General features: G+C 40.6%; 17 protein-coding genes. 3 read left to right on the forward strand and 14 right to left on the reverse strand.

Features of this window, described 5'->3' with window-relative positions; genetic code table 11:
• Positions 1 to 242: 242 nt before the first annotated feature.
• The 5 genes from AS141_RS13620 to rpmH are packed head-to-tail and all read right to left on the reverse strand — an operon-like array spanning position 243 to position 3,694.
• Positions 243 to 752, reverse strand: a complete 510-nt coding sequence (locus AS141_RS13620; protein WP_057938229.1) for a DUF2480 family protein — start codon at positions 750 to 752, stop codon at positions 243 to 245.
• Positions 749 to 1,438, reverse strand: a complete 690-nt coding sequence (tsaB, locus tag AS141_RS13625) for a tRNA (adenosine(37)-N6)-threonylcarbamoyltransferase complex dimerization subunit type 1 TsaB (RefSeq protein WP_057938230.1) — start codon at positions 1,436 to 1,438, stop codon at positions 749 to 751. The genes AS141_RS13620 and tsaB overlap by 4 nt, the downstream gene beginning before the upstream one ends.
• A gap of 5 nt (positions 1,439 to 1,443) precedes the next feature.
• Complete coding sequence (locus tag AS141_RS13630) at positions 1,444 to 3,105, reverse strand: S41 family peptidase (protein WP_057938231.1); 1,662 nt, start codon at positions 3,103 to 3,105, stop codon at positions 1,444 to 1,446.
• Positions 3,098 to 3,487: a ribonuclease P protein component gene (rnpA, locus tag AS141_RS13635; protein ID WP_057938232.1), complete on the reverse strand. Its 390-nt coding sequence runs from the start codon at positions 3,485 to 3,487 to the stop codon at positions 3,098 to 3,100. Before rnpA ends, AS141_RS13630 begins: the two co-directional genes overlap by 8 nt.
• 48 nt (positions 3,488 to 3,535) lie before the next feature.
• On the reverse strand, positions 3,536 to 3,694 hold the full coding sequence (gene rpmH / locus AS141_RS13640; protein WP_057938233.1) for a 50S ribosomal protein L34: 159 nt from the start codon (positions 3,692 to 3,694) through the stop codon (positions 3,536 to 3,538).
• 139 nt (positions 3,695 to 3,833) lie between these two features.
• Between rpmH and AS141_RS13645 the strand changes: the two genes are divergently transcribed.
• On the forward strand, positions 3,834 to 5,480 hold the full coding sequence (locus AS141_RS13645; RefSeq protein ID WP_057938234.1) for a M61 family metallopeptidase: 1,647 nt from the start codon (positions 3,834 to 3,836) through the stop codon (positions 5,478 to 5,480).
• A gap of 55 nt (positions 5,481 to 5,535) precedes the next feature.
• On the opposite strand, the gene AS141_RS13650 is transcribed toward AS141_RS13645, so the two are convergent.
• The 9 genes from AS141_RS13650 to rimO form a co-directional block, all read right to left on the reverse strand.
• Positions 5,536 to 6,261, reverse strand: coding sequence for a hypothetical protein (locus AS141_RS13650; RefSeq protein ID WP_087149421.1), 726 nt, complete (start codon positions 6,259 to 6,261; stop codon positions 5,536 to 5,538).
• Between the two features lie 6 nt (positions 6,262 to 6,267).
• On the reverse strand, positions 6,268 to 8,316 hold the full coding sequence (locus AS141_RS13655) for a M16 family metallopeptidase (RefSeq protein WP_057938235.1): 2,049 nt from the start codon (positions 8,314 to 8,316) through the stop codon (positions 6,268 to 6,270).
• Between the two features lie 27 nt (positions 8,317 to 8,343).
• Positions 8,344 to 9,672, reverse strand: a complete 1,329-nt coding sequence (locus AS141_RS13660; protein WP_057938236.1) for a M16 family metallopeptidase — start codon at positions 9,670 to 9,672, stop codon at positions 8,344 to 8,346.
• Between the two features lie 201 nt (positions 9,673 to 9,873).
• On the reverse strand, positions 9,874 to 10,869 hold the full coding sequence (locus tag AS141_RS13665) for an adenosine kinase (protein WP_057938237.1): 996 nt from the start codon (positions 10,867 to 10,869) through the stop codon (positions 9,874 to 9,876).
• Between the two features lie 244 nt (positions 10,870 to 11,113).
• Complete coding sequence (locus AS141_RS13670) at positions 11,114 to 12,277, reverse strand: hypothetical protein (protein WP_057938238.1); 1,164 nt, start codon at positions 12,275 to 12,277, stop codon at positions 11,114 to 11,116.
• A gap of 94 nt (positions 12,278 to 12,371) precedes the next feature.
• Positions 12,372 to 13,046 (reverse strand): LytR/AlgR family response regulator transcription factor, encoded by a 675-nt coding sequence (locus tag AS141_RS13675; RefSeq protein ID WP_057938239.1) that lies wholly within the window; start codon positions 13,044 to 13,046, stop codon positions 12,372 to 12,374.
• Positions 13,043 to 14,044 (reverse strand): sensor histidine kinase, encoded by a 1,002-nt coding sequence (locus tag AS141_RS13680; RefSeq protein ID WP_057938240.1) that lies wholly within the window; start codon positions 14,042 to 14,044, stop codon positions 13,043 to 13,045. The genes AS141_RS13675 and AS141_RS13680 overlap by 4 nt, the downstream gene beginning before the upstream one ends.
• Positions 14,045 to 14,052: 8 nt before the next feature.
• Positions 14,053 to 14,658: a hypothetical protein gene (locus AS141_RS13685; protein ID WP_057938241.1), complete on the reverse strand. Its 606-nt coding sequence runs from the start codon at positions 14,656 to 14,658 to the stop codon at positions 14,053 to 14,055.
• Between the two features lie 223 nt (positions 14,659 to 14,881).
• Positions 14,882 to 16,195 (reverse strand): 30S ribosomal protein S12 methylthiotransferase RimO, encoded by a 1,314-nt coding sequence (gene rimO / locus AS141_RS13690; RefSeq protein WP_057938242.1) that lies wholly within the window; start codon positions 16,193 to 16,195, stop codon positions 14,882 to 14,884.
• Positions 16,196 to 16,505: 310 nt separating this feature from the next.
• On the opposite strand from rimO, the gene AS141_RS13695 reads away from it, so the two are divergent.
• Positions 16,506 to 18,506: an alpha-ketoacid dehydrogenase subunit alpha/beta gene (locus tag AS141_RS13695; RefSeq protein WP_057938243.1), complete on the forward strand. Its 2,001-nt coding sequence runs from the start codon at positions 16,506 to 16,508 to the stop codon at positions 18,504 to 18,506.
• A gap of 61 nt (positions 18,507 to 18,567) precedes the next feature.
• Positions 18,568 to 19,893 (forward strand): DUF5723 family protein, encoded by a 1,326-nt coding sequence (locus AS141_RS13700; RefSeq protein WP_057938244.1) that lies wholly within the window; start codon positions 18,568 to 18,570, stop codon positions 19,891 to 19,893.
• Positions 19,894 to 19,900: the final 7 nt, after the last annotated feature.

Genomic DNA, 19,900 nt, shown 5'->3' on the forward strand with positions numbered 1-19,900 from the left:
CTTAACCTCTCTGCCTTTACCCCATCCTCAGACAGGTCCGCAAAGGTAGGCAGCATTGCTGACTTCCAAAAACCTAAGCAAAATTAATTCCTTTCAATACTCCTTTGGAGGTTTCCCTCCCGTTCCCACAACACCGTCTGCGTCGTTTGGGAGTGCAAATATCTACCTTTTTTATTTAGAGGCAATAGAGGAAACAAAGAAAATCGCAAAAAAGCAGAAGGATTTTCACAGTTCTTTAATTATCAGGACTTTTGTTTTTTATAGAGCGGCACAGTACTGCATGGTTCTCCATACATAATGGATTTTGCATGACTTTGTACCAAGGAAATTATTTTGCCGTAGGCGAATAATGGAATAGGAAAATCACTGCACCCCTTCACAACCACAGGTCTGTCTACAAACGATTCCAGATCTAACTCTTTCAAACACTGCTCGGAAATCATCACTTCAAGTTCTCTTAAATCTCCGATAGCATACCCCAGAGCAATAGAATCAAGATAAGTTGCTACCAACATAAAAGCCCAGTTCGGTACGATAGCATCTGCAGTGCAGCTAATCGCAACCCATTTATTTTCATATTGGCTCCAATCTATCTCCTTGAGTTTAGCGCGGAAATCCTTTTCACGTAAAACTAACTCCTGAAATAGAAAAGGCTTAAGATCAAAAACCATACGCTCTTCCCTGGGATAAATTTCCTCAAGGTTAATTGTAATAATAGGACTATTCGTAACTCTATTTACTATTTCACTCATAGCAACAACGGATTCTTTTTGGACTTAAGTGCTTTAAACTCTTTTAGGTAATTCGGGGCGAAATAAGCCAGATCAGCAAATTCCTTGTTCTGAAATTTTTCATAGGCTAATGCTCCGATATATTCGGCGGAGATTTCTACATCCAGAAATAGAGCATTGAGATGGTTAACCACTTCCGAAACTTTCTTCACTGCATCACCGACAAAGTAAACCTTACCCTTTTCTAATAATTCGGAATATGAATGTTCATCAATGATTTCTGAGTCAAGTTTTATAACAGAGTTCAAGTCCCGATCAAACACTTCACGATAAACCTCCATTCTACGTGCATCCAACATTGCTACAATCAAGCCAATGCCTTCTACCTGCCTCTTCGTTCCATAAGCAAGTGCCTTCAATGTACTGACAGCTATCAATGGTATATCTAAGGCAAATGCAAGCCCTTTGGCAACTGAAGCACCGATCCTTAATCCTGTATAGGATCCAGGACCCTCAGAAACAGCCACAACACTGATTTCCTTAATGGATAGCTTGCAATCTTTGAGAAGACAATCTATCATATCCATTAATTTCTCAGAATGAGCACCCGGAACGTCCAGAGATTTGCTATTCAGTAAAACGTCATCTTCATGAAGTGCAATGGAACAGACCGGAGTAGATGTCTCTAATGAAAGAATAATTGACATGTCCTTTATTTCGATGAAGCGGTAAGTACCGTTTTCATTTTAACCGGTTCCTTCAGATATTCTTTGGCTAGCATTACATCCTCATCATCCTGTAATCCTGATTCGATCATCCCTTCCTGGAAATAGTACCTTGATACAATTTCCTGTGAAAGAATTTTTTTGATTTCTTCTTTATTGCTCACCAAATCCTGCTCTTTACTATGATTCACTCTTTTCTCAAGAGAATCGATCTGTGCTTTGATTTCATCATAATAATCTACTTTCTCTGCATTTTTACGCATATCTTCAACAGACTTCTCCAAATAGGTAGTATAGTCATAATCCTTGCCTTCAAGCCATTTTACAAATTCATTGTAATCAGCATCAGAAATAGAAAAACTAGATGGACCAGCAATCTCCGAATGTTTATAGAAATATTCAGTGGCAAAATCAAACACGTGATTTCTTGCTACCAAACTATATGAAATAGGCGCATAAGATTTTTGCTCAACCACTTCATCAGGTTCAATCCCTGCACCATCCAATACTTTTCTCCCATTCTTAGTGTGAAACACTTTCCGTAGGGAGTCGGGCACAGTTACCAATTCATGGTTCTCTCTACTCTGTAAATAATCAATAGCTTGGATACAACGTCCACTTGGAATGTAATATTTGGCTGTAGTTACTTTCATTTGAGCATTGTATGTCAATGGCACCGTAGTCTGAACCAAGCCTTTTCCAAAAGATTTTCTGCCTATCAAAACAGCACGATCATAATCCTGTAGAGCACCTGCCACTATTTCAGCTGCTGAGGCACTATGCTCGTTAAGCAACACGACTATAGGAATATCCCTGTCAACCGGGGTCTTGGTAGTCTTATAAGTGTAATTCACATTTTCAAGCTTCCCGATTGTCTTTACCACCTCTCTTCCTTTTGGGACAAAAAGATTGACAATTTCCACAGCTTCATTCACCAATCCTCCGGGATTATCTCTCACATCCAGCACCAAGCGATCTATTCCCTGCCCCTTTAAATCAACCAAAGCGTTCCTAACCTCTGTGGAAGCATTGGTAGTAAACTCAGCCAGCTTAATATAGCCGATGTGCTCATCAAGTTTGCCGTAATAGGGGACATTCTTAATAGCAATTTTCTTTCGGATCACATCAAATTCCAGCGTATCCATATCTCTTTTTACCTGTAAATGAACAGGCGTATTCGCAGGGCCCTTTAATAGTGTAGACACATCGGAAGTCCCCATACCGGTAACATCTGTTGTATCTATTTTCAGGATATAATCAGCGATCTTTAAACCTACAGTCTGGGCAGGAAAGCCGGTATATGGCATAATCACCATACTACCCTCTCCCCGATTACCAATCAATGCTCCAATCCCTGCATATTCGCCGGTAGTCATCATACGATAATCATCAGAATCCTCCTCCGGAATGTAAGTAGTGTATGGATCTAATTCTTCTAGCATCGCATTAATACCGATAGAGACCAATTCATCTGGATCAATATCATCCACATAGTAGGAATCCAACTCTCTGATAAGGGTCGCGAAAATGTCAATATTCTTGGCTATAGCAAATAGCTTGTCATTTTTAGCTTTGAATGCAAAAAATCCTGTGAGTACAAAAGCCCCCAATACAAAGATCAGGAGGGATTTTTTCAATGATTTATTCATGCTGTTTTTGGTTTTCGCTTACGATATTGCCCAGTTTTTTTAAAGCCTGGATGAGTTTAGTTTCAATTACAGAGAATTCCATGAGCTCTGAACTTACATATATTAAGCCAATGGACATAGCAGGCGCAGAAGGTGGAAGCAACGCCTTGTTGAGTCTATAGGCTTCCCGCATTCTCCTTTTTACAAAATTACGTCCTACCGCCTTTTTGATTTTCTTCTTGGAAACGGAGAAAAGTACCTGAGAGGTTCCAGTACATCCATCCTTTTTAACAAAAAACTGGACTTTAAATGGGTACAAAAAAAAAGAGGAACCTTCGTTAAAAAGTTCCTTGATAAGTTTGTCGGCATGAAGCCGCTCACTTTTTGGGAGTCTGTAATTCATCACAAGGACTAAAATCGTACGTGAACATACGAAAAACAGTGCTAAGAATTACTTCTTCAATGTCTTTTCAGAAGAAACAGTCAACTTGTATCTTCCTTTTGCTCTTCTGGCTTTCAGTACCCTTCTACCGTTAGCAGAAGACATTCTTTCTTTAAAGCCGTGCTTATTTTTTCTTTTTCTACGAGAAGGTTGAAATGTTCTTTTCATGATCGAATATCTTTATCTAATTGCTTTCTGATTCTTTGTTCCCTGGGAATCACCCCCAAAAAGGACTGCAAAGATAAGTACCATTTCTTTAAATACAAACACGCAAAAAAACATTTGTTTGAATTCATGCAACTTCCATATGATCAAATACCTCATACAAGCTACTAATCCGCTGTCCCAATTCATCCAAATCACACTATACATCCCTGTAAGGCATCTTTCTCAGGTGAGACTCCAGCTCCCAGCATGGAGAGCAGGACGATACCAGCTTGCAAATTACGTTCAAAATATTCGAAACTTAAAGGTCTTAGCACCCTTCGGTAAGCAAATTCCAATAGGTAAACACACCAAAGATTTATGGGAATTCAGCCCTGATCATGTCGGTGAATATCAAGTACACTATGAATATTACTGTGCTAAGATGGATGCAGGTTCCTGCTGGGTGGATGATAAGCAGATTTACCTGAATTTCGTCAATTGCTGCCTTGAGGTAGAAGGCCAATCTGCGGAGAGAATCCTCGTGCAAGTAACCCACCCTTCCCACTTCCAGTCATGCACTACACTATTGACAGAAAACGATCAATATTTTGCCTCCAACTACCAGCAACTAGCAGATAGCAGTTTTCTAGCATCGCAAAAATTAACACATGAGACATTTGAGATCGATAAGGTCAAATTCCACCTGTGGTTTCAAGGTAAAATACTTTTTAACCTGGCCGAATTTAAAACAAAAGTCGAACAGTTTACCAAGAAGCAAATTAAAGCTTTTGGAGAATTCCCAGTGAATGAATATCATTTTATCTATCAACTACTACCCTACCCTCATTATCATGGAGTGGAGCATCAGCGCGGAACAGTGATCACTTTTGGCCCTGCCGATAGTCTGACGGGGCGAGAACACATGAATGAACTCATGGGAGTGAGTTGTCACGAACTCTACCATGCTTGGAATGTATGCCAGATCAGACCCAAGGAAATATTACCCTACGATTTTTCCAAAGAAGCCTATCATAAAGCGGGATGGATGGTAGAAGGTGTTACCACTTACATGGGAGATCTTTTCCTCTTGAGATCCGGATATTACTCACTCAAGGAATATTGCGAAACTTTTGAAAAAATACTCAACAGGGAATCTGTGAATTTTGGCTGGCAAAATCAATCTATCTTAGAATCCAGTTTTGATCTTTGGATCGATGGATATGTAGCTGGAATACCCGATAAAAAAGTGAGTATTTACACGCACGGAGCTTTGGTTGCTTTTTGTTTGGATGCAATGCTGTTAGATGAAATATCTTCTCTTCATCAGGTAATGAAGATCCTCTGGAAACGATTCGGAAAACCAAAAATAGGTTATACGCTCGAAGAAGTATGGCAAGCAGTACTTTCACAGACCGATCATCCAATTTATTTCAATCAATTTTACGAAGACTATATAGCTGGTACGGAAGATATTTTTCCAGTAGTGGAAAAACATCTTGGTACACTAGGCTTTGAACTGAATACCAAATCAAGAGCGGATCCCTTATCGTCTGATTTTGGTGTCATCACTCAAGAAGATGGGAAAATAACCAAAATCCATCCAGCAAGTGAAGCATACAATAAACTAATGGCGGGAGATATACTGAAGTCACAAGAACTAACTGCTAATCGACTCCGCTTATCAATCGATCGATTTGGAAGAGATATCCAAGTGGAGTTACAAACAACAAGCACGCTTTATTTTAAAGATTATTTCCTCATTGACAAAAAAAATAACCCCAAGCGAATGGACTGGATAGCCGGTTAAGGCCAAAAAGGGCTGTCTGGATAGACAGCCCTTCCTGCTTCAATTAAATTATTGGTTAATTGAACACAGAATCGTCCAAATCCTGATTTAGCTTAACGAAAGTAACCTTTGCTTCTAAAGGCATTGGCAACATAGCATTGGAAATAACCAATGTCATAGGCATCATCAATCCATCCACCTCCTTGTAATCTTTATAGGAAATTGTCCCTGCCGTATTGGACACTGTCTGCACCTTCAATCCAGTCTCAACACTGTAATACTCTGTAGTATTCGCATCTCCTCCAGATTCGAAGGTAAGCTTATGCGCTTCTTCTCCTTCTATCACTTCGGTTCCTTCATAGGTGGCAGTAATTCCTAGTTCGTCCAAAAACAATTCCTGAAAACCGTACATCTGATTTTTAAAGGCTCCAAGCTGCTGTTCTGTCAAGACTTGCTCCTGGCCCATTGCCATCACTTTGCCCGCTCCCTCTTTCACGACAGTTTTGGAGACCACATTTCCATTCATCTCAGTCACATTCAGCAACTTTTGATTTTCCTGATCTACTACGCTATGAATATCCAGATTCATTCCTTGGATCTCAGCAAGCATTTTCATTTCAATGTTACGGACAGACTTCATCTTAGTTTCCCCACCAATGGCTTTGACGTAGTTGTCGATCACTTCTTTCACAGAATTTTCCGTAACTACCTTAATTACCGATTCACTATCACTTGCTCTTGCATGGGACATAAATGGCATTGTCAACAGCCCTAAGGCTAATAGTATTCTGGTCTTCTTCATCGTGTATTAGTTAAAATCCTCTTCTGTCAATTCAGGATTAATTTCGAGATCTGTAATTTTTGCCTCAAGAGGTGCGGGAATCATCGCTGATTTAATCGTTTGGGTCATGGGAATCAAAACTCCATTCTTCTCTTGGTAATCGCTGTAGAATGTATCTCCTGAAACAGGATTTTCATTTTTGATCTTCAGGCCCGATTCCACTGAGTAATAATTATTGACAGATGATCCCAAAGGTGTAGCCACAATAATCTTATACGCAGGAGTACCCTCCACATCTTTAATACCGTCTAGCGTCAGCGTGTATCCCATGGTTTCATACTGCAATTCTGGAATAAAGAATGTCCCCAATTTCGCAGCGTCCACCTGTTCGTCTGTCATCGCCATGGATTGGCCCTGTACGCTGGCAGTACCTTTCCCGTCTTTTACTACCGAGGTCTGCATCACATTCCCCCCCACCAAAGTTTTCTGTGCAAAGCGCATATTGGCATCGTCATGGATCAATTCAATTGTCAGCTGCGTGCCCATCACTTCTGCCTGCATTTTTAGTTTTGCTGATTTGATTGCAGAAGCTTTATTCATGCCCCCGATGGCAGCAATGTAGTTACCTATCACTTTTGCTGAAGTCATTTCCGCATCCACCGCAGCCATTTCTTTGGCTGGAAATCCCATATTGTCATACATTTTGACTTCTCCAAACTGCGTCAACTTATCCTTGATCTCTACACCATTTCCGACTGCAGTAATGTAGAGTTTGTCAGGATCTATCAGATCATCAGCAGTTTGATTAATATCTTCGACGGTCAAAGCATTCATTTTCTGTAAATAAGTCTCGTAGTAATCCTTCGAAAGCCCATACCGTTCAATATTCAAGGCGAAATTCGCAATTGTTGCAGGGCTTTCCAGAGATCTTCCAAATGAGCCTGCAAGGTTTGATTTAGCCTTATCCAATTCTTCCTGAGTTACACCTTCATCTATTAACCTATTGATTTCATAAATGAATTCCACTATCGCCGAATCAGTCACCTCTGTTCGTACTGAAGCACTTGTGGAAAACTCCCCGATCAATTTGTCCGCAGAGAAAGAAGAATATGCACCATAGGTATAGCCTTTATCTTCGCGAAGATTCATGAACAGCCGAGAGGAAGATCCTCCACCAAATATTTGATTCAATACTCTACTAGAGATATAATCCTCGTCCCCAAGTGTCAGGTCAATAGGCTGAGCAATATCAATCACCGTTTGCACAGAAGAACTACGATCCACCAATCCAACTATATTTTTACTGGCTGGTGATGGAGAATCATAGGTAAACTTTGGTACATCTTCAGGTTTCCAATCGCTAAAATATGTATTCACCACTTCCTCAGCTTCTGACTTACTCATGTCTCCCACAATAGCTAAATAGGCAATATTTGGTTTGAAGAAAGTATTGTAATATTCTTTCACATCCTCCACAGTCACATTGCTAAGAGTAACCTCAGTTTCTACCTCACCATAAGGATGATCCTTGCCATATACCATGGCTCGGGTTAATCTACTAGAGATAGCATTAGGTTCATCCTTACTGGTAGCTAAAGCTGTGAGGGATTGCTTTTTCAATTTCTCCAATTCTTCCTCAGGAAAAACAGGATTATAAAGTACATCTGCCATTAAATCAAGGATTTTATCCTGATGCTTTTTTAGCGAAGAGGCAGAAATCGAGGTTGAAGATACCCCAAGACTAGCACCGATAAAATCCACTTCCTCATCTATCTGATCTTTGGTGCGTGTGGTAGTTCCAGCCATCATCATCTGACCTACATAGCCAGTTAATCCGGCTTTATCCCCTTCAAATAGGGGATCTCTTTCCAGTACAAGCGTAAAGGATACCCGCGGAAGTTTATCATTCTCTACCACAAAGACTTTCAGACCATTGTCAAGTGTAAATGTTTCAGCCTCACCAATTTTTATAATGGGTGCTGGCCCTGCTTTTGGAAACTGGCTTCTGTCCACCTGAGCAAAGCTCACGACAGACACCAAAAGGCTCAATACAAAGGCTATTGTTATTTTTTCCATGTCATTTCGATTGTTAAGGTGAATCAATTACTGAGCTGGTTCAGCTGGTTTTGGCAGATAATACAGGACGACCCGGCCATCTATTGTCAGATACTCTTTGGCTACACGCTGCAAATCAGCCTTCGTAACTTTGCTATAGGCCTCCAGTACTTTATTTACATAGCCAGCTCCGCCAAACATCACGTGAGCTTCGGCTAAATTCTCAGCTACGCCTGCCATAGAGGAATTACCACTTACAATATTATTCTCCATGATATTCTGAAGCTTCTCAAAATCTCTGTCAGAAATCCCTTCTGCTTGAACTTGCTTGATCAGTCGGTCTATTTCCGCTTCAAGATCTTGTGGCTCCACCCCCATATTAGTAATACCATACATGATAAAAATCCCTCCATCTTCCAATTCAAGAGGAATTGCCGCTACGGCAAGTGCCTTTTGCTGCTTATCAACCAGTTCCTTGGTCATCAAAGAAGAATTCCCTCCGGTTAAATAGGTGGAGAGCATAGACAGTGCGTAAGAATCAGCATCATTTTTTGGAGGAAGATTATACGCTTGAATCACTGCCGGAATCTGAATATTGTCATACACAATGTCTCTGACCTCGGCAGTCTTTTTTGGCTCTTTTATATCAGGTCTATAGATTGGCTTTGTTCCTTTTGGGATTTCTGAAAAATATTTTTTCACCCACTCTTCTGTCTGCTTATAATCTATATCTCCTGCGATCGTCAGTGTAGCATTGTTTGGCACATAGAAGTCTTTGTAAAATTGTTGGAATTCCTCGATAGATGCGGCGTTTAGATCTTCCAGCGATCCAATTGGAGCCCAACGGTAAGGATGTTCTGTGTATGCTCTTTTTAGCGTTTCGATCAGGATACTACCATAAGGCCGGTTGTCATAACTCTGACGCTTTTCCTCTTTTACAACTTCACGCTGGGTCTCCACTCCTATTTGGTCCACTTTCGAGTGAAGCATCCGCTCACTTTCCATATAAAGCGCCAACTCAAGCTCATTAGAAGGAAGCGATTCGTAGTAGTAGGTAATATCATTGGAAGTGTAGGCATTCAGAGTCCCTCCATGTGCTTGAATAATATTCATGTACTCACCGCGCTCAATATTCTCAGATCCTTCAAACATCAAGTGTTCAAAAAAGTGTGCAAAGCCAGTTCTGTTAGGCTGCTCATTTTTAGATCCCACGTGATAAAGAACTGAAGTCACCACAATCGGTGTGGTATTATCTTGATGCATGATCACATGCAGCCCATTGTCCAAGTCAAATTCCTTGAATTCAATTTTGGTCTGGGCAAAAGTCGGAATACTTAGCATCCCTGTCATCAATCCCAAAGCAGTAAGTTTTCTCATCATAGTTTATTGGATTTTATTCTGTTAGTTAAAATCATTTAGGTGGTCTACTAAAAAAAGTCCTTAAAAACCTATTCAGACTCTGCCGAATCATTTTATGCAATTTTACCCTAAAAAAATACTAATTATTGTAATCTAAAAATTTAGGATAAAATATTAATAAAAAATAAGGCTCTGAAAAATCAATTCCAGAGCCTTATGTTAGGGGTTTAGCTTCGCCAAAATGTCTTTCGCTTCATGCCACTGTAGCCTTGGACCAAATTGACCTACAATCTTTGAGCTCGCCATGGACGCAAGTTTCCCGCTAGAAGCATAACTGTGACCGTTGGTAATGCCGTACATAAAAGCTCCTGCAAACATATCACCTGCACCATTGGTATCTATCGCGGTAATTGCATAAGGCTCTATGTCTATGAACGTATCTCCATCATAGATTAAAGCGCCGTTTTTCCCTTGGGTAATCACAAAATGCTTTGCCAGTTTTTTCATTTCTTCCCGGGCTTCTGTCAGCGTATCTTTTCCGGTGAAAATCATTGCCTCTTCTTCATTTGCAAAAAGCAGATCCACACTAGCTCCAATTACTTCAGTCATTGGTTCTTTGAAGTACTTCACCATCGCAGGATCTGAGAATGTCAAAGCCACTTTCACACCGTTTTCCTCTGCCACTTCCTTTGCATGCTTCATTGCCTCTTTACCATTCTGCGAAGTGATCAGGTACCCTTCTATATATAGATATTTTGAATCTTTGATTGCAGCTTCGTTGACATCCGCACTAGAGTAGGTCTGCGTGATTCCCAAAAAAGTATTCATTGTTCGCTCTGCATCTTCTGTCACCATCACAAGGCATTTTCCCGTGATCCCTTCAGCCAAATTGGTTTCGCTGAGGTTATGTGAAACACCTGCATCTTTCATGTCATTCATATAAAAATGACCAAGTTCGTCATTGGCTACTTTGCAGGAATAATAGGCCTTGCCGCCAAACTGCGAAACCGCAATTACTGTATTTCCAGCCGATCCCCCGCACTGTTTTTTGGCCTGCTCTGTATTAATTACTTGCATTAGGGCATTTTGACGCTCTTCGTCCACCAGTGTCATCAGCCCTTTTTCGACAGCATTGTCAGCAAAAAACTGATCTGTTACCTTGAATTCAATATCTACTAAGGCATTTCCTATGCCCGTTACATCGTATTTTTTCATATGATTATATTTTGTCTTTTAAAGGCCATATGGAATCTCGCATGGGAGATAATCATCCCAGTGTGTGACGCTGGAGTCATGCTCGATTTCATCTGTTTATTTTTTGTTTCTCAGTGGTCATATGGAATCTCGCATGCATTATAATCATCCCAGTGTGTGACGCTTTCGTCATGCTCGATTTCATCTATATAATTGGAAAGTTAAAATGTTTAAAGGTTGTAAAGTGAAGTTAGACTAGACGAAATCAATCAAATATCCGATGCCGTTCAAAAGGCTTAGTCCGGTCAAATAAGTACCGATAGGTGTGATGAGTCTTATAAATCTCTGCCAAAAGCTGCTCACAAACCCGCATCATCTTGGGATTGAAATCCCCGATCCAATTCATCTCTATAGTTTTGTAAGGGAATGAAGGCTTGCCGCTCATTTTATCATAACTAAGGATCATGGCACTCTCTACTCCCTTCCCCTGATGCTCTGGCACTACACCAAACACCAGTCCGAGCATTTTATTAGGGGGTGAAAAGGTCTTATACCAAAGAAATTTGAGTTTACCGATCAAATCCATTTTTCCATTCACATGTTTGAAGAGCTGGTTGATTTCCGGAATCTGAATGAAAAACGAAACGGGTTCCCCTTTATAAAACCCAAAGTAAATCAGCTTTTCATCAATAATGGGGGCCATTTTGGCAAACATCATTTGGGCTTCCTTGAGTGCAAGAGATTTCCCCATATGACGTGCCCAGGCTTTATTATATACCGTCATAAAATATTCCGGTGCTTTTTCTTTAAGCTCTTTGCCTCTCAGGTAGTGAAAATCGTAATCGGGGTCATCCATAATTACCTTAGCACGAGCTTTCATTTTGTCATCAAAGCCTAGATTCTGCACAGGTCTGGCATAAGTGAATTGTTTAAAATAAATCTGAAAACCGTATTTTTCGAAGAAATCCTGGTAGTAGCCAAAGTTCCAGGGCATATTATAATTCGGCTCAGTAAAGCCGTCCACGAGCAACCCCCACCATTTGTCCCGCTCTCCGAAGTTGATCGGACCGTCCATGGCCTCCATACCTTCGCTTTCCAGCCAGGCTTTTGCTGTATCAAAAAGTAAAAAAGCAGCGGCTTGATCATTGATACACTCAAAGAAACCCAACCCGCCTGTCGGTTGTTTTTCTTTCATCTTTGGATTGATGAAAGCTGCCACACGACCTATGGTTTCTCCGGCTTCATTTTGCAGAAGCCAGCGTTTGGCCTTTGCCCCATTCCGAAAAAGCTTGTTGGTTTCTTTATGAAAAAGCCCCTCGATATCAGCATCAAGAGGCCTGATCCAATTTTTCTCGTTTTTATACAATCTTACTGCCATCTCAATAAACTCCTTCTGATGGGCAGATGTGACAACTTCTATCAACTTCATTCGGGTGATTTTAGATCGCTAAATTAGCTAGATGCAGGGAAACAGCAAAGATTAGCCTCTCAATGAAAAAGCTAATCTCTTTAGCTCTCACTTTTCAATTCAATTGCTTTAACAGACTCTCGCGATACCTCATGCCAATTGGGATCAGCTTGTTTCCAATTTTGGCTTGGTTTCCTTCGATAAATTCAACTTTAGATGTATTTATAATAAAAGACTTGTGTGTCCGCACGAAAAGCTCTTTTGGTAACTCTGCTTCCATTTTCTTCATTGTGGTGGTAATGATCAATACCTGATTTTCCAAATACACTTTGGCATAATCCCCAAAAGCTTCGAAAAATAAAATATCCTCAAAAGCTGTACGATACAACTTTTTATCCACCTTCAACATAATATGCTCAGGTGGTTCATGATGCACTTTTAGCCGCTCTTTGACTTTCTGAATAGCCTGCAAAAAACGGTCAAAAGGAATGGGTTTCATCAGATAATCCACAGCGTTTAGCTCAAATCCCTCCAAAGCAAATTCCGGATACGCCGTTGTGAAAATCACCTGTGGTCTATTTGCAAGAGTTTTATAAAAATTGATTCCGGAGACCTTTGGCAGATTGATATCCAAAAAGAGTAGATCCACAAGATCTGTCTCGATCCCTGCCATTGACTCCAGTGCATCTTTATACTCTCCAGACAAGATGAGATCTGGATGATCTGAAATAAACTGTCTCAAAACATCCCGGCTAAGTGGCTCATCATCTATGATTGCGCATCTTATCATATCAGGGTCAATTTAACTTGAAATTCCGTTTCAGTTTTTAGAATTTGAAAATTGTGAGTGGTTGGATAAATAAGCTCAAGCCTCCTTTTTACATTTTCCAGCCCAATGCCCCCATATTTTCCTTTTTCTATATCATCGATTTGTCCCAAGTTATTTTTGATCGTAAAGGAGATAGTTTTATCAACAATAAGTTGGATAACGATAAACGCTTGTTCGGAATCATTTTTCATCCCGTGCTTAAATGCATTTTCCACCAATGGAAATAACAACAGCGGAGCTATCATTACACCTTCAAGATTACCTTTCACTGTAAAGTCAACCCTGGAACCTTCCTCTAATCGCAGTTTTTGCAATTCTATGTAATTTTCAAGCATTTCAACTTCCTTTACCAAGGGTACTTTATCCTCTTCTACTTCATATAGCATGTATCGAAGCAAATTAGAAAGTTCCAGTACCGTCTCTGGAGTTTGGTCACTTTTGGCCAAAGCCTGAGAATAGATACTATTGAGACTATTAAATAAAAAATGGGGATTAATCTGGGTTTTCAGAGAATTGAGTTCGAGAGACAATTTATCTTTTTCCACTTGCTGAAGTATGTACCAGGATTGTGACAACTTGATAAGCGTAGTCAGGGTCAGATATATCACAAAAATAGTCACCAAGATCTCCCACTCTGTAAATGAAACCATGTAAAACTCCGAATCCATCAGTGGAAACACTACCTCAAAGGTAATTTCATGAACCACATACGTAAGTAGTAAAAGGAGAGGAACGCAGAGAAAATACAGGGGGTACTTGCTCTGATCGAGGAATTTGGGAATGAGAAATCTCAAATTGGCATATACCAGGAAGAACAGTGGAATATGAAAAAGTAAGGCATAAAATACATCTATAAACTTGAATACATTAGAAATAGAAAAATAACTCCCAATGGCATAAATTGACAGCATCCAAAAAATCGGATGCTGAAACCATTTTGAATTAATGAGCTTTACCATAAAAAATATTAGCTAGCCCTTTTATAAATCTCCGTATCTTCAAACACCGATTCGTCATCCGAATATCGATCTATGAATTTCTGGATTTCCTTCGGTTGGGCAGTAATCAGAATTGTACCATCCACATTTTCGTGCCTCAGTCGGATGAGATTGCTTTCGAAAAGCTTATTCAACTTTTCAAGATCAAAGGCAGTAAGTTCTAGTTGATCATTAGCGTACTTCAACTTAATGAAAGTATGGACGGGCAACATATTCGAATATAGGTTCTTAAGATAATAGTCCTCACTCGGGTAAGAATCTCTATCATTCGGATATAGATCGAGAAAAAAATCCTTTCCAATTTCAGCGATATGCCCAACAAAATCCTGTCTTTCACTACCTTCCATGATAACTACATGGTAGTTTTTCGCTTTGGTTAGGTCGGGGGATTCCCCATCTCCTGGGAAATTGATGAACTCTATATATTCTTCATGCCCTTCCCTATCCCAACGACCAATCAATTCTGGAATATATACAAGGGTATCCTCTGTGTAGATTGGGAATAATGAAAACACACAGGAATTCAATAGGACCACTAAAAGTCCAAATGCGAGAATTGATTTTGCTTTTTTCATAATTAGAATATTTGAGTTTTTGACAGGCTCAAATTGCCTAATAAACTAAGGTCGAGAAAAAAATCTCTACGAACGCAGCAAATCTCCAGACGAACAAAGGGATTTAGAGGTTTATCCTTATTCTGCTCTTCAAAATCCGGATCATAAAAAAAATGCCGCTTCTGGAAAAGCAGCATATCCCTATATAAGAGAATACTTCATCAGAAGCTTAACACAATACGTTTTATTCCTCCACCTCCCCATACAGATCAAACTCTGTGGCATCAGTTACTTTCACATTTACAAAATCCCCCACTCGGCAATAATGCTTTGCTGCATCGATCAGCACTTCGTTATCCACTTCAACAGAATCGTACTCCGTACGACCTACGAAGTGACCACCTTCTTTTTTATCAATGAGCACTTTGAAGGTCTTACCGATTTTCTCCTGATTCAGATCGTATGAAATCTGCTCCTGGATCTCCATCAAATTGTTAGCTCGTTCCTGCTTCACTTCCTGAGGAACGCTATCTTCCATTGTATAGGCATGGGTATTTTCTTCATGAGAATATGTAAACACTCCCAAACGCTCAAATTTCATCCGCTCCACGAAGTCAACCATCTCCTGATATTCCTTATCTCCTTCGCCGGGATGTCCTGCAATCAGCGTAGTACGGATAGCGATATCCGGTAAAATATCTCGAATGCTGTGGATTAAGTCTTCCTGTTTTTCACGGGTTGTTCCTCTACGCATCGCTTTCAGCACATCTGTCGAACCATGTTGCAAAGGAATATCCAGGTAATTGCAGATATTCTCCCGCTCCTTCATTACTTCGATCACATCCATTGGAAAACCTGTTGGATAGGCATAATGTAAGCGAATCCAGTCGATGCCATTCACATCCGAGAGCCTGCGCATCAACTCCGCAAGATTCCTTTTTTTGTAAATATCCAACCCATAATAAGTAGAATCCTGAGCGATCAGTAGCAATTCCTTGGTTCCGCCAGCAGCTTTATGCTCAGCTTCTTTCACCAATTCCTCAATCGGACGGGAAATGTGTCCTCCGCGCATAATAGGAATAGCGCAAAAAGAGCAAGGTCTATCACAGCCCTCAGAAATCTTCATATAAGCATAGTGGGAAGCGTGCGTCAATAGTCGCTCTCCCACCAACTCATGTTTGTAGTCTGCCTTGAATTTCTTCAAAATCGCAGGCAAATCCCTAGTTCCAAAAAATGCATCGACCTGGGGAATTTCCTTTTCCAGATCGTCTTTGTAGCGCTGTGAAAGACATCCCGTTACATAGACTTTGTCCACCAGCCCCTGCTCCTTTGCATCCACATACTGCAAGATGGTGTCAATTGACTCCTGCTTTGCATTGTCGATAAACCCACAAGTATTGATAATGATGATATTATTGTCATCCGAACCCGACTCGTGGCTAGCATTGATGCCATTCCCCCGAAGTTGGGTGAGCAGTACCTCTGAATCGACTAGATTCTTGGAGCATCCCATGGTAACAATATTGACTTTGTCTTTTTTTAACGTTCTCGCTTTCACAGTTTTCCTACTTTTTGAGGCTGCAAAGGTAGCGAAAAAAGAGGTAAATGGTGGTAATGTTTAAAAGTTGTAAGGTTGGGATCGGATACTTATAACTTATAACCTTCCCACTTAACACTTTGATAAAACAACCTTAACCTAAGACTTGCAGAGATGGGAATTCCTTTGCCTACTTTTGAGACGTACAGCAAACTTTTTAACTCCTTGCATTTATTTTTCGCCCCGATTCATTCGGGGCTCTTTTGCAAGGGGCTACAATCCTTTGGCTTTTTACTTCCTTCCTGTAACTTAGAATGGAAATCATCATTCCATGGAAATCCCTACCCAAACACTAGCTTTTGATCGCAAAAATCTATCTGACAAAAAACTCTTGGAGCTTTATGAATCGCTCCTGGTACCTCGAAGAATCGAAGAGAAAATGCTGATTTTATTGCGCCAAGGCAGGATTTCCAAGTGGTTTAGCGGCTGGGGTCAAGAAGCGATTTCTATCGGAGTAGTGAATGCCTTACAAGCTGATGAGTTCATTCTTCCTATGCATAGAAACTTGGGTATTTTTACAGGAAGGGGCATTCCTTTGGAGCGTCTTTTTGCTCAATTTCAGGGAAAAGCCTCTGGCTTCACCAAAGGCCGGGACCGTTCCTTTCACTTTGGATCTATCGAGCATCATGTGGTAGGAATGATATCACATCTCGGCCCCCAACTAGCCATCGCAGATGGTATTGCACTCGCTGAAAAGTTGGCTGAGGAAAAGAAGGTGACGGTGGTTTTCTCAGGAGATGGGGCTAGCTCGGAAGGGGATTTTCACGAAGGCTTGAATGTGGCTGCAGTATGGAAACTACCCGTGATATTCGTGGTGGAACATAACGGCTATGGTCTTTCTACCCCAAGCGAAGAGCAGTTTGCATTTAAGAATTTTACGGAAAAAGGTCCAGGATATGGAATGAAAGCCATTCGGATTCAGGGAAACAACGTACTGGAAGTCTATGATGCGATAAAAAATCTCGCAGATGACATCCGTCAAAATCCACGTCCGGTTCTCGTAGAAGCAATTACCTTTCGAATGCGCGGACACGAGGAAGCATCGGGTACGAAGTACATTCCCAAACAACTCATGGAAGATTGGAGCAAGCTCGATCCCGTAGAAAACTACGAGAGATATCTAGAAGGAATCGGCATACTGAGCAATGAAATAAAAGACCGTATTAATAAAAAAGTTAAAACTGCCATTAACAATGCCCTGGAAATTGCCTTCGTTGAAGAAACAATCACTCCTAACCTAGAAATCGAACTAGCAGATGTCTATGCCCCTTTTCACCAAGAAATAAAATTCCCATCAGAAAATGGCAGCAAATCTGAAAAGCGAATGGTCGATGCCATTTCGGATGCACTGAGACAATCCATGGAAAGGTATCCCAAATTAATCCTAATGGGACAAGACATTGGGGAATATGGGGGAGTTTTCAAAATCACGGATGGATTCAAAACTCAGTTCGGAGCAGATCGTGTGCGAAACACACCGCTTTGTGAAAGCGCTATCATAGGGACTGGATTAGGACTTTCTATCAAAGGCTATAAAGCAATGGTCGAAATGCAGTTTGCAGACTTCGCAACTATGGGATTTAACCAGATCGTAAATAACCTTGCCAAAATCCATTACCGTTGGGGACAGCATGCAGATGTGGTCATCCGGATGCCAACGGGTGCGGGTATGGCTGCCGGACCTTTTCACTCCCAGTCCAATGAAGCCTGGTTTTTTCATACACCAGGTCTGAAAATCGTATATCCTTCCAATCCTTATGACGCAAAAGGTTTACTGAATGCCGCGATCGAAGATCCAAATCCATATCTCTACTTTGAGCACAAAGGGATGTACCGCTCCGTCAGCGCAGAAATTCCCGATGAATATTACACCATCGAAATAGGTAAAGCTGCTTTGGTCTCCACTGGTAATCAGATTTCCATTATCACCTATGGAATGGGTGTCCACTGGGCTGTCAAAACTGTGGAGGAATTCGGCATTTCTGCTGAGATTCTGGACTTACGCTCTCTTTTGCCCTGGGATAAAGAAGCAGTCAGGAAAACAGTAAAAAAAACTGGCAAAGTGATCATTCTCCAAGAAGATTGTCTCAATGGAGGGATAGGTGCAGAGATATGCGCATGGATATCAGAGCACTGTTTTGAGCACTTAGATGCACCGGTGATGCGTGAAGGAAGTATTGATACACCCGTGCCATTTGCCTCTAATTTAGAGAAGCAATTTCTACCTATAGAGCGATTTAAAAAGAAGCTGACACTACTTTTGGAATACTAATTGTTTTTATTCAGCAAGGGCTAATAGTTCCATACTATTTCAATTCTTAAACCTAACCACCATGCCTAGTTTTTTATCTCGTAGATTCATCTACTTGGGAATTTTATTTCTTTTTGCCAGCGGTACACAGGCACAGACCTATGTCGGCAGTACAACAGATAATAGTGCAGGAGTGCATTCTTTACTGCTAAACCCAGCAAATGCTGTGGATTCAAAAATGAGATGGGACATAAATGTACTCTCTACCAGTGCATTTATAGGAAATGATTACCTAAGTGTCGATTTGAACAATTTAGATAGTTTCCGCAATGGTTTTGAGATTAAATCTGAGGGAAGTACAGACTCCTCCAACCACAATAATTTTTTTGGAAATGTAGATATTCTTGGCCCATCAGTCTTATTCAATCTAGATCAAAAAAACAGTTTTGCCTTCACTACCCGCGTACGGGCATTCTTCAATATCATCAACTTCGGTGGAGATCTATACGATCTAGTCAATAAAGACTATAATGAAATAACCAATTTCAGCCTGGATATGGAAGATGCCAGAGGTCTAGTCCATGCTTGGGCAGAGATCGGAGCTACATATGGAAAATTGATTCTAGACAATGAAACCCATGCGCTCAAGGGCGGAATTACATTGAAGTACTTAGCTGGGGCAGGAGGTATTTATGGGTCGAGCCAAGTTTTAAATGCTCAGTTTGAAAGCGAATCCAATCTTTTGACCACCTCAGGAGCATTACGATATGGTTATACTTCCGGATTTGACTCAGACGACATTTCCTTTTCAGATATCAGATCCGGATTTGGTACTGACATAGGGCTCGTCTATGAATACAAGGAGCAGAATGTCAATACGTACTACAATCCGTACAAGTTCAAAATAGGATTATCCGTTATGGATATTGGAGCTATTAATTATGATCATACCAACCGCAAGACCTATAACATGAATGCCACCATCGATGCTAAGGAATTTGAATTTAAAAATCTGGAGGAAGTATTGGATGATAACTATGAGAGGTCTGAAACATTAGATAAAACAAAAATGGGACTTCCAACATCCCTCCAGCTTTTTGCTGATTATAATATCAACGGAAAATTCTTCGTGAGCGCACAAGGTGCCATTTCTATTAAAAAGAATACCGAAAATCCAGTCAGCAATATTATCAATTCTGTCACGATCACCCCTCGGTTTGAGAAAAGGTGGATCAGTGTTTATAGCCCTTTTAGCATACGACAGTACGATTCAAGTTTAGCTTGGGGAATAGGAGTTAGAGCTGGCCCTGTGATTGTAGGTTCAGGTTCAATATTTACCAATTTAATATCCAATAATTCTAAAAGCACGGATGTGTATGTAGGCGTTAAAGTCCCACTTTACAAATGAGGTAATT

Source organism: Algoriphagus resistens (genome assembly GCF_001442615.1).
In the GTDB taxonomy this organism is placed as follows: domain Bacteria; phylum Bacteroidota; class Bacteroidia; order Cytophagales; family Cyclobacteriaceae; genus Algoriphagus; species Algoriphagus resistens.

What these genes read in the sequence shown, in the direction of transcription:
- tsaB (WP_057938230.1), bottom strand. Translation starts at nt 1,438, where the DNA reads ATGTCAATTATTCTTTCATTAGAGACATCTACTCCGGTCTGTTCCATT.
- AS141_RS13645 (WP_057938234.1), top strand. Translation starts at nt 3,834, where the DNA reads ATGATCAAATACCTCATACAAGCTACTAATCCGCTGTCCCAATTCATC.
- AS141_RS13685 (WP_057938241.1), bottom strand. Translation starts at nt 14,658, where the DNA reads ATGAAAAAAGCAAAATCAATTCTCGCATTTGGACTTTTAGTGGTCCTA.
- rpmH (WP_057938233.1), bottom strand. Translation starts at nt 3,694, where the DNA reads ATGAAAAGAACATTTCAACCTTCTCGTAGAAAAAGAAAAAATAAGCAC.
- AS141_RS13670 (WP_057938238.1), bottom strand. Translation starts at nt 12,277, where the DNA reads ATGAAGTTGATAGAAGTTGTCACATCTGCCCATCAGAAGGAGTTTATT.
- AS141_RS13655 (WP_057938235.1), bottom strand. Translation starts at nt 8,316, where the DNA reads ATGGAAAAAATAACAATAGCCTTTGTATTGAGCCTTTTGGTGTCTGTC.
- AS141_RS13630 (WP_057938231.1), bottom strand. Translation starts at nt 3,105, where the DNA reads ATGAATAAATCATTGAAAAAATCCCTCCTGATCTTTGTATTGGGGGCT.
- AS141_RS13620 (WP_057938229.1), bottom strand. Translation starts at nt 752, where the DNA reads ATGAGTGAAATAGTAAATAGAGTTACGAATAGTCCTATTATTACAATT.
- AS141_RS13650 (WP_087149421.1), bottom strand. Translation starts at nt 6,261, where the DNA reads ATGAAGAAGACCAGAATACTATTAGCCTTAGGGCTGTTGACAATGCCA.
- AS141_RS13660 (WP_057938236.1), bottom strand. Translation starts at nt 9,672, where the DNA reads ATGAGAAAACTTACTGCTTTGGGATTGATGACAGGGATGCTAAGTATT.
- AS141_RS13700 (WP_057938244.1), top strand. Translation starts at nt 18,568, where the DNA reads ATGCCTAGTTTTTTATCTCGTAGATTCATCTACTTGGGAATTTTATTT.
- AS141_RS13680 (WP_057938240.1), bottom strand. Translation starts at nt 14,044, where the DNA reads ATGGTAAAGCTCATTAATTCAAAATGGTTTCAGCATCCGATTTTTTGG.
- AS141_RS13695 (WP_057938243.1), top strand. Translation starts at nt 16,506, where the DNA reads ATGGAAATCCCTACCCAAACACTAGCTTTTGATCGCAAAAATCTATCT.
- AS141_RS13675 (WP_057938239.1), bottom strand. Translation starts at nt 13,046, where the DNA reads ATGATAAGATGCGCAATCATAGATGATGAGCCACTTAGCCGGGATGTT.
- rnpA (WP_057938232.1), bottom strand. Translation starts at nt 3,487, where the DNA reads ATGAATTACAGACTCCCAAAAAGTGAGCGGCTTCATGCCGACAAACTT.
- AS141_RS13665 (WP_057938237.1), bottom strand. Translation starts at nt 10,869, where the DNA reads ATGAAAAAATACGATGTAACGGGCATAGGAAATGCCTTAGTAGATATT.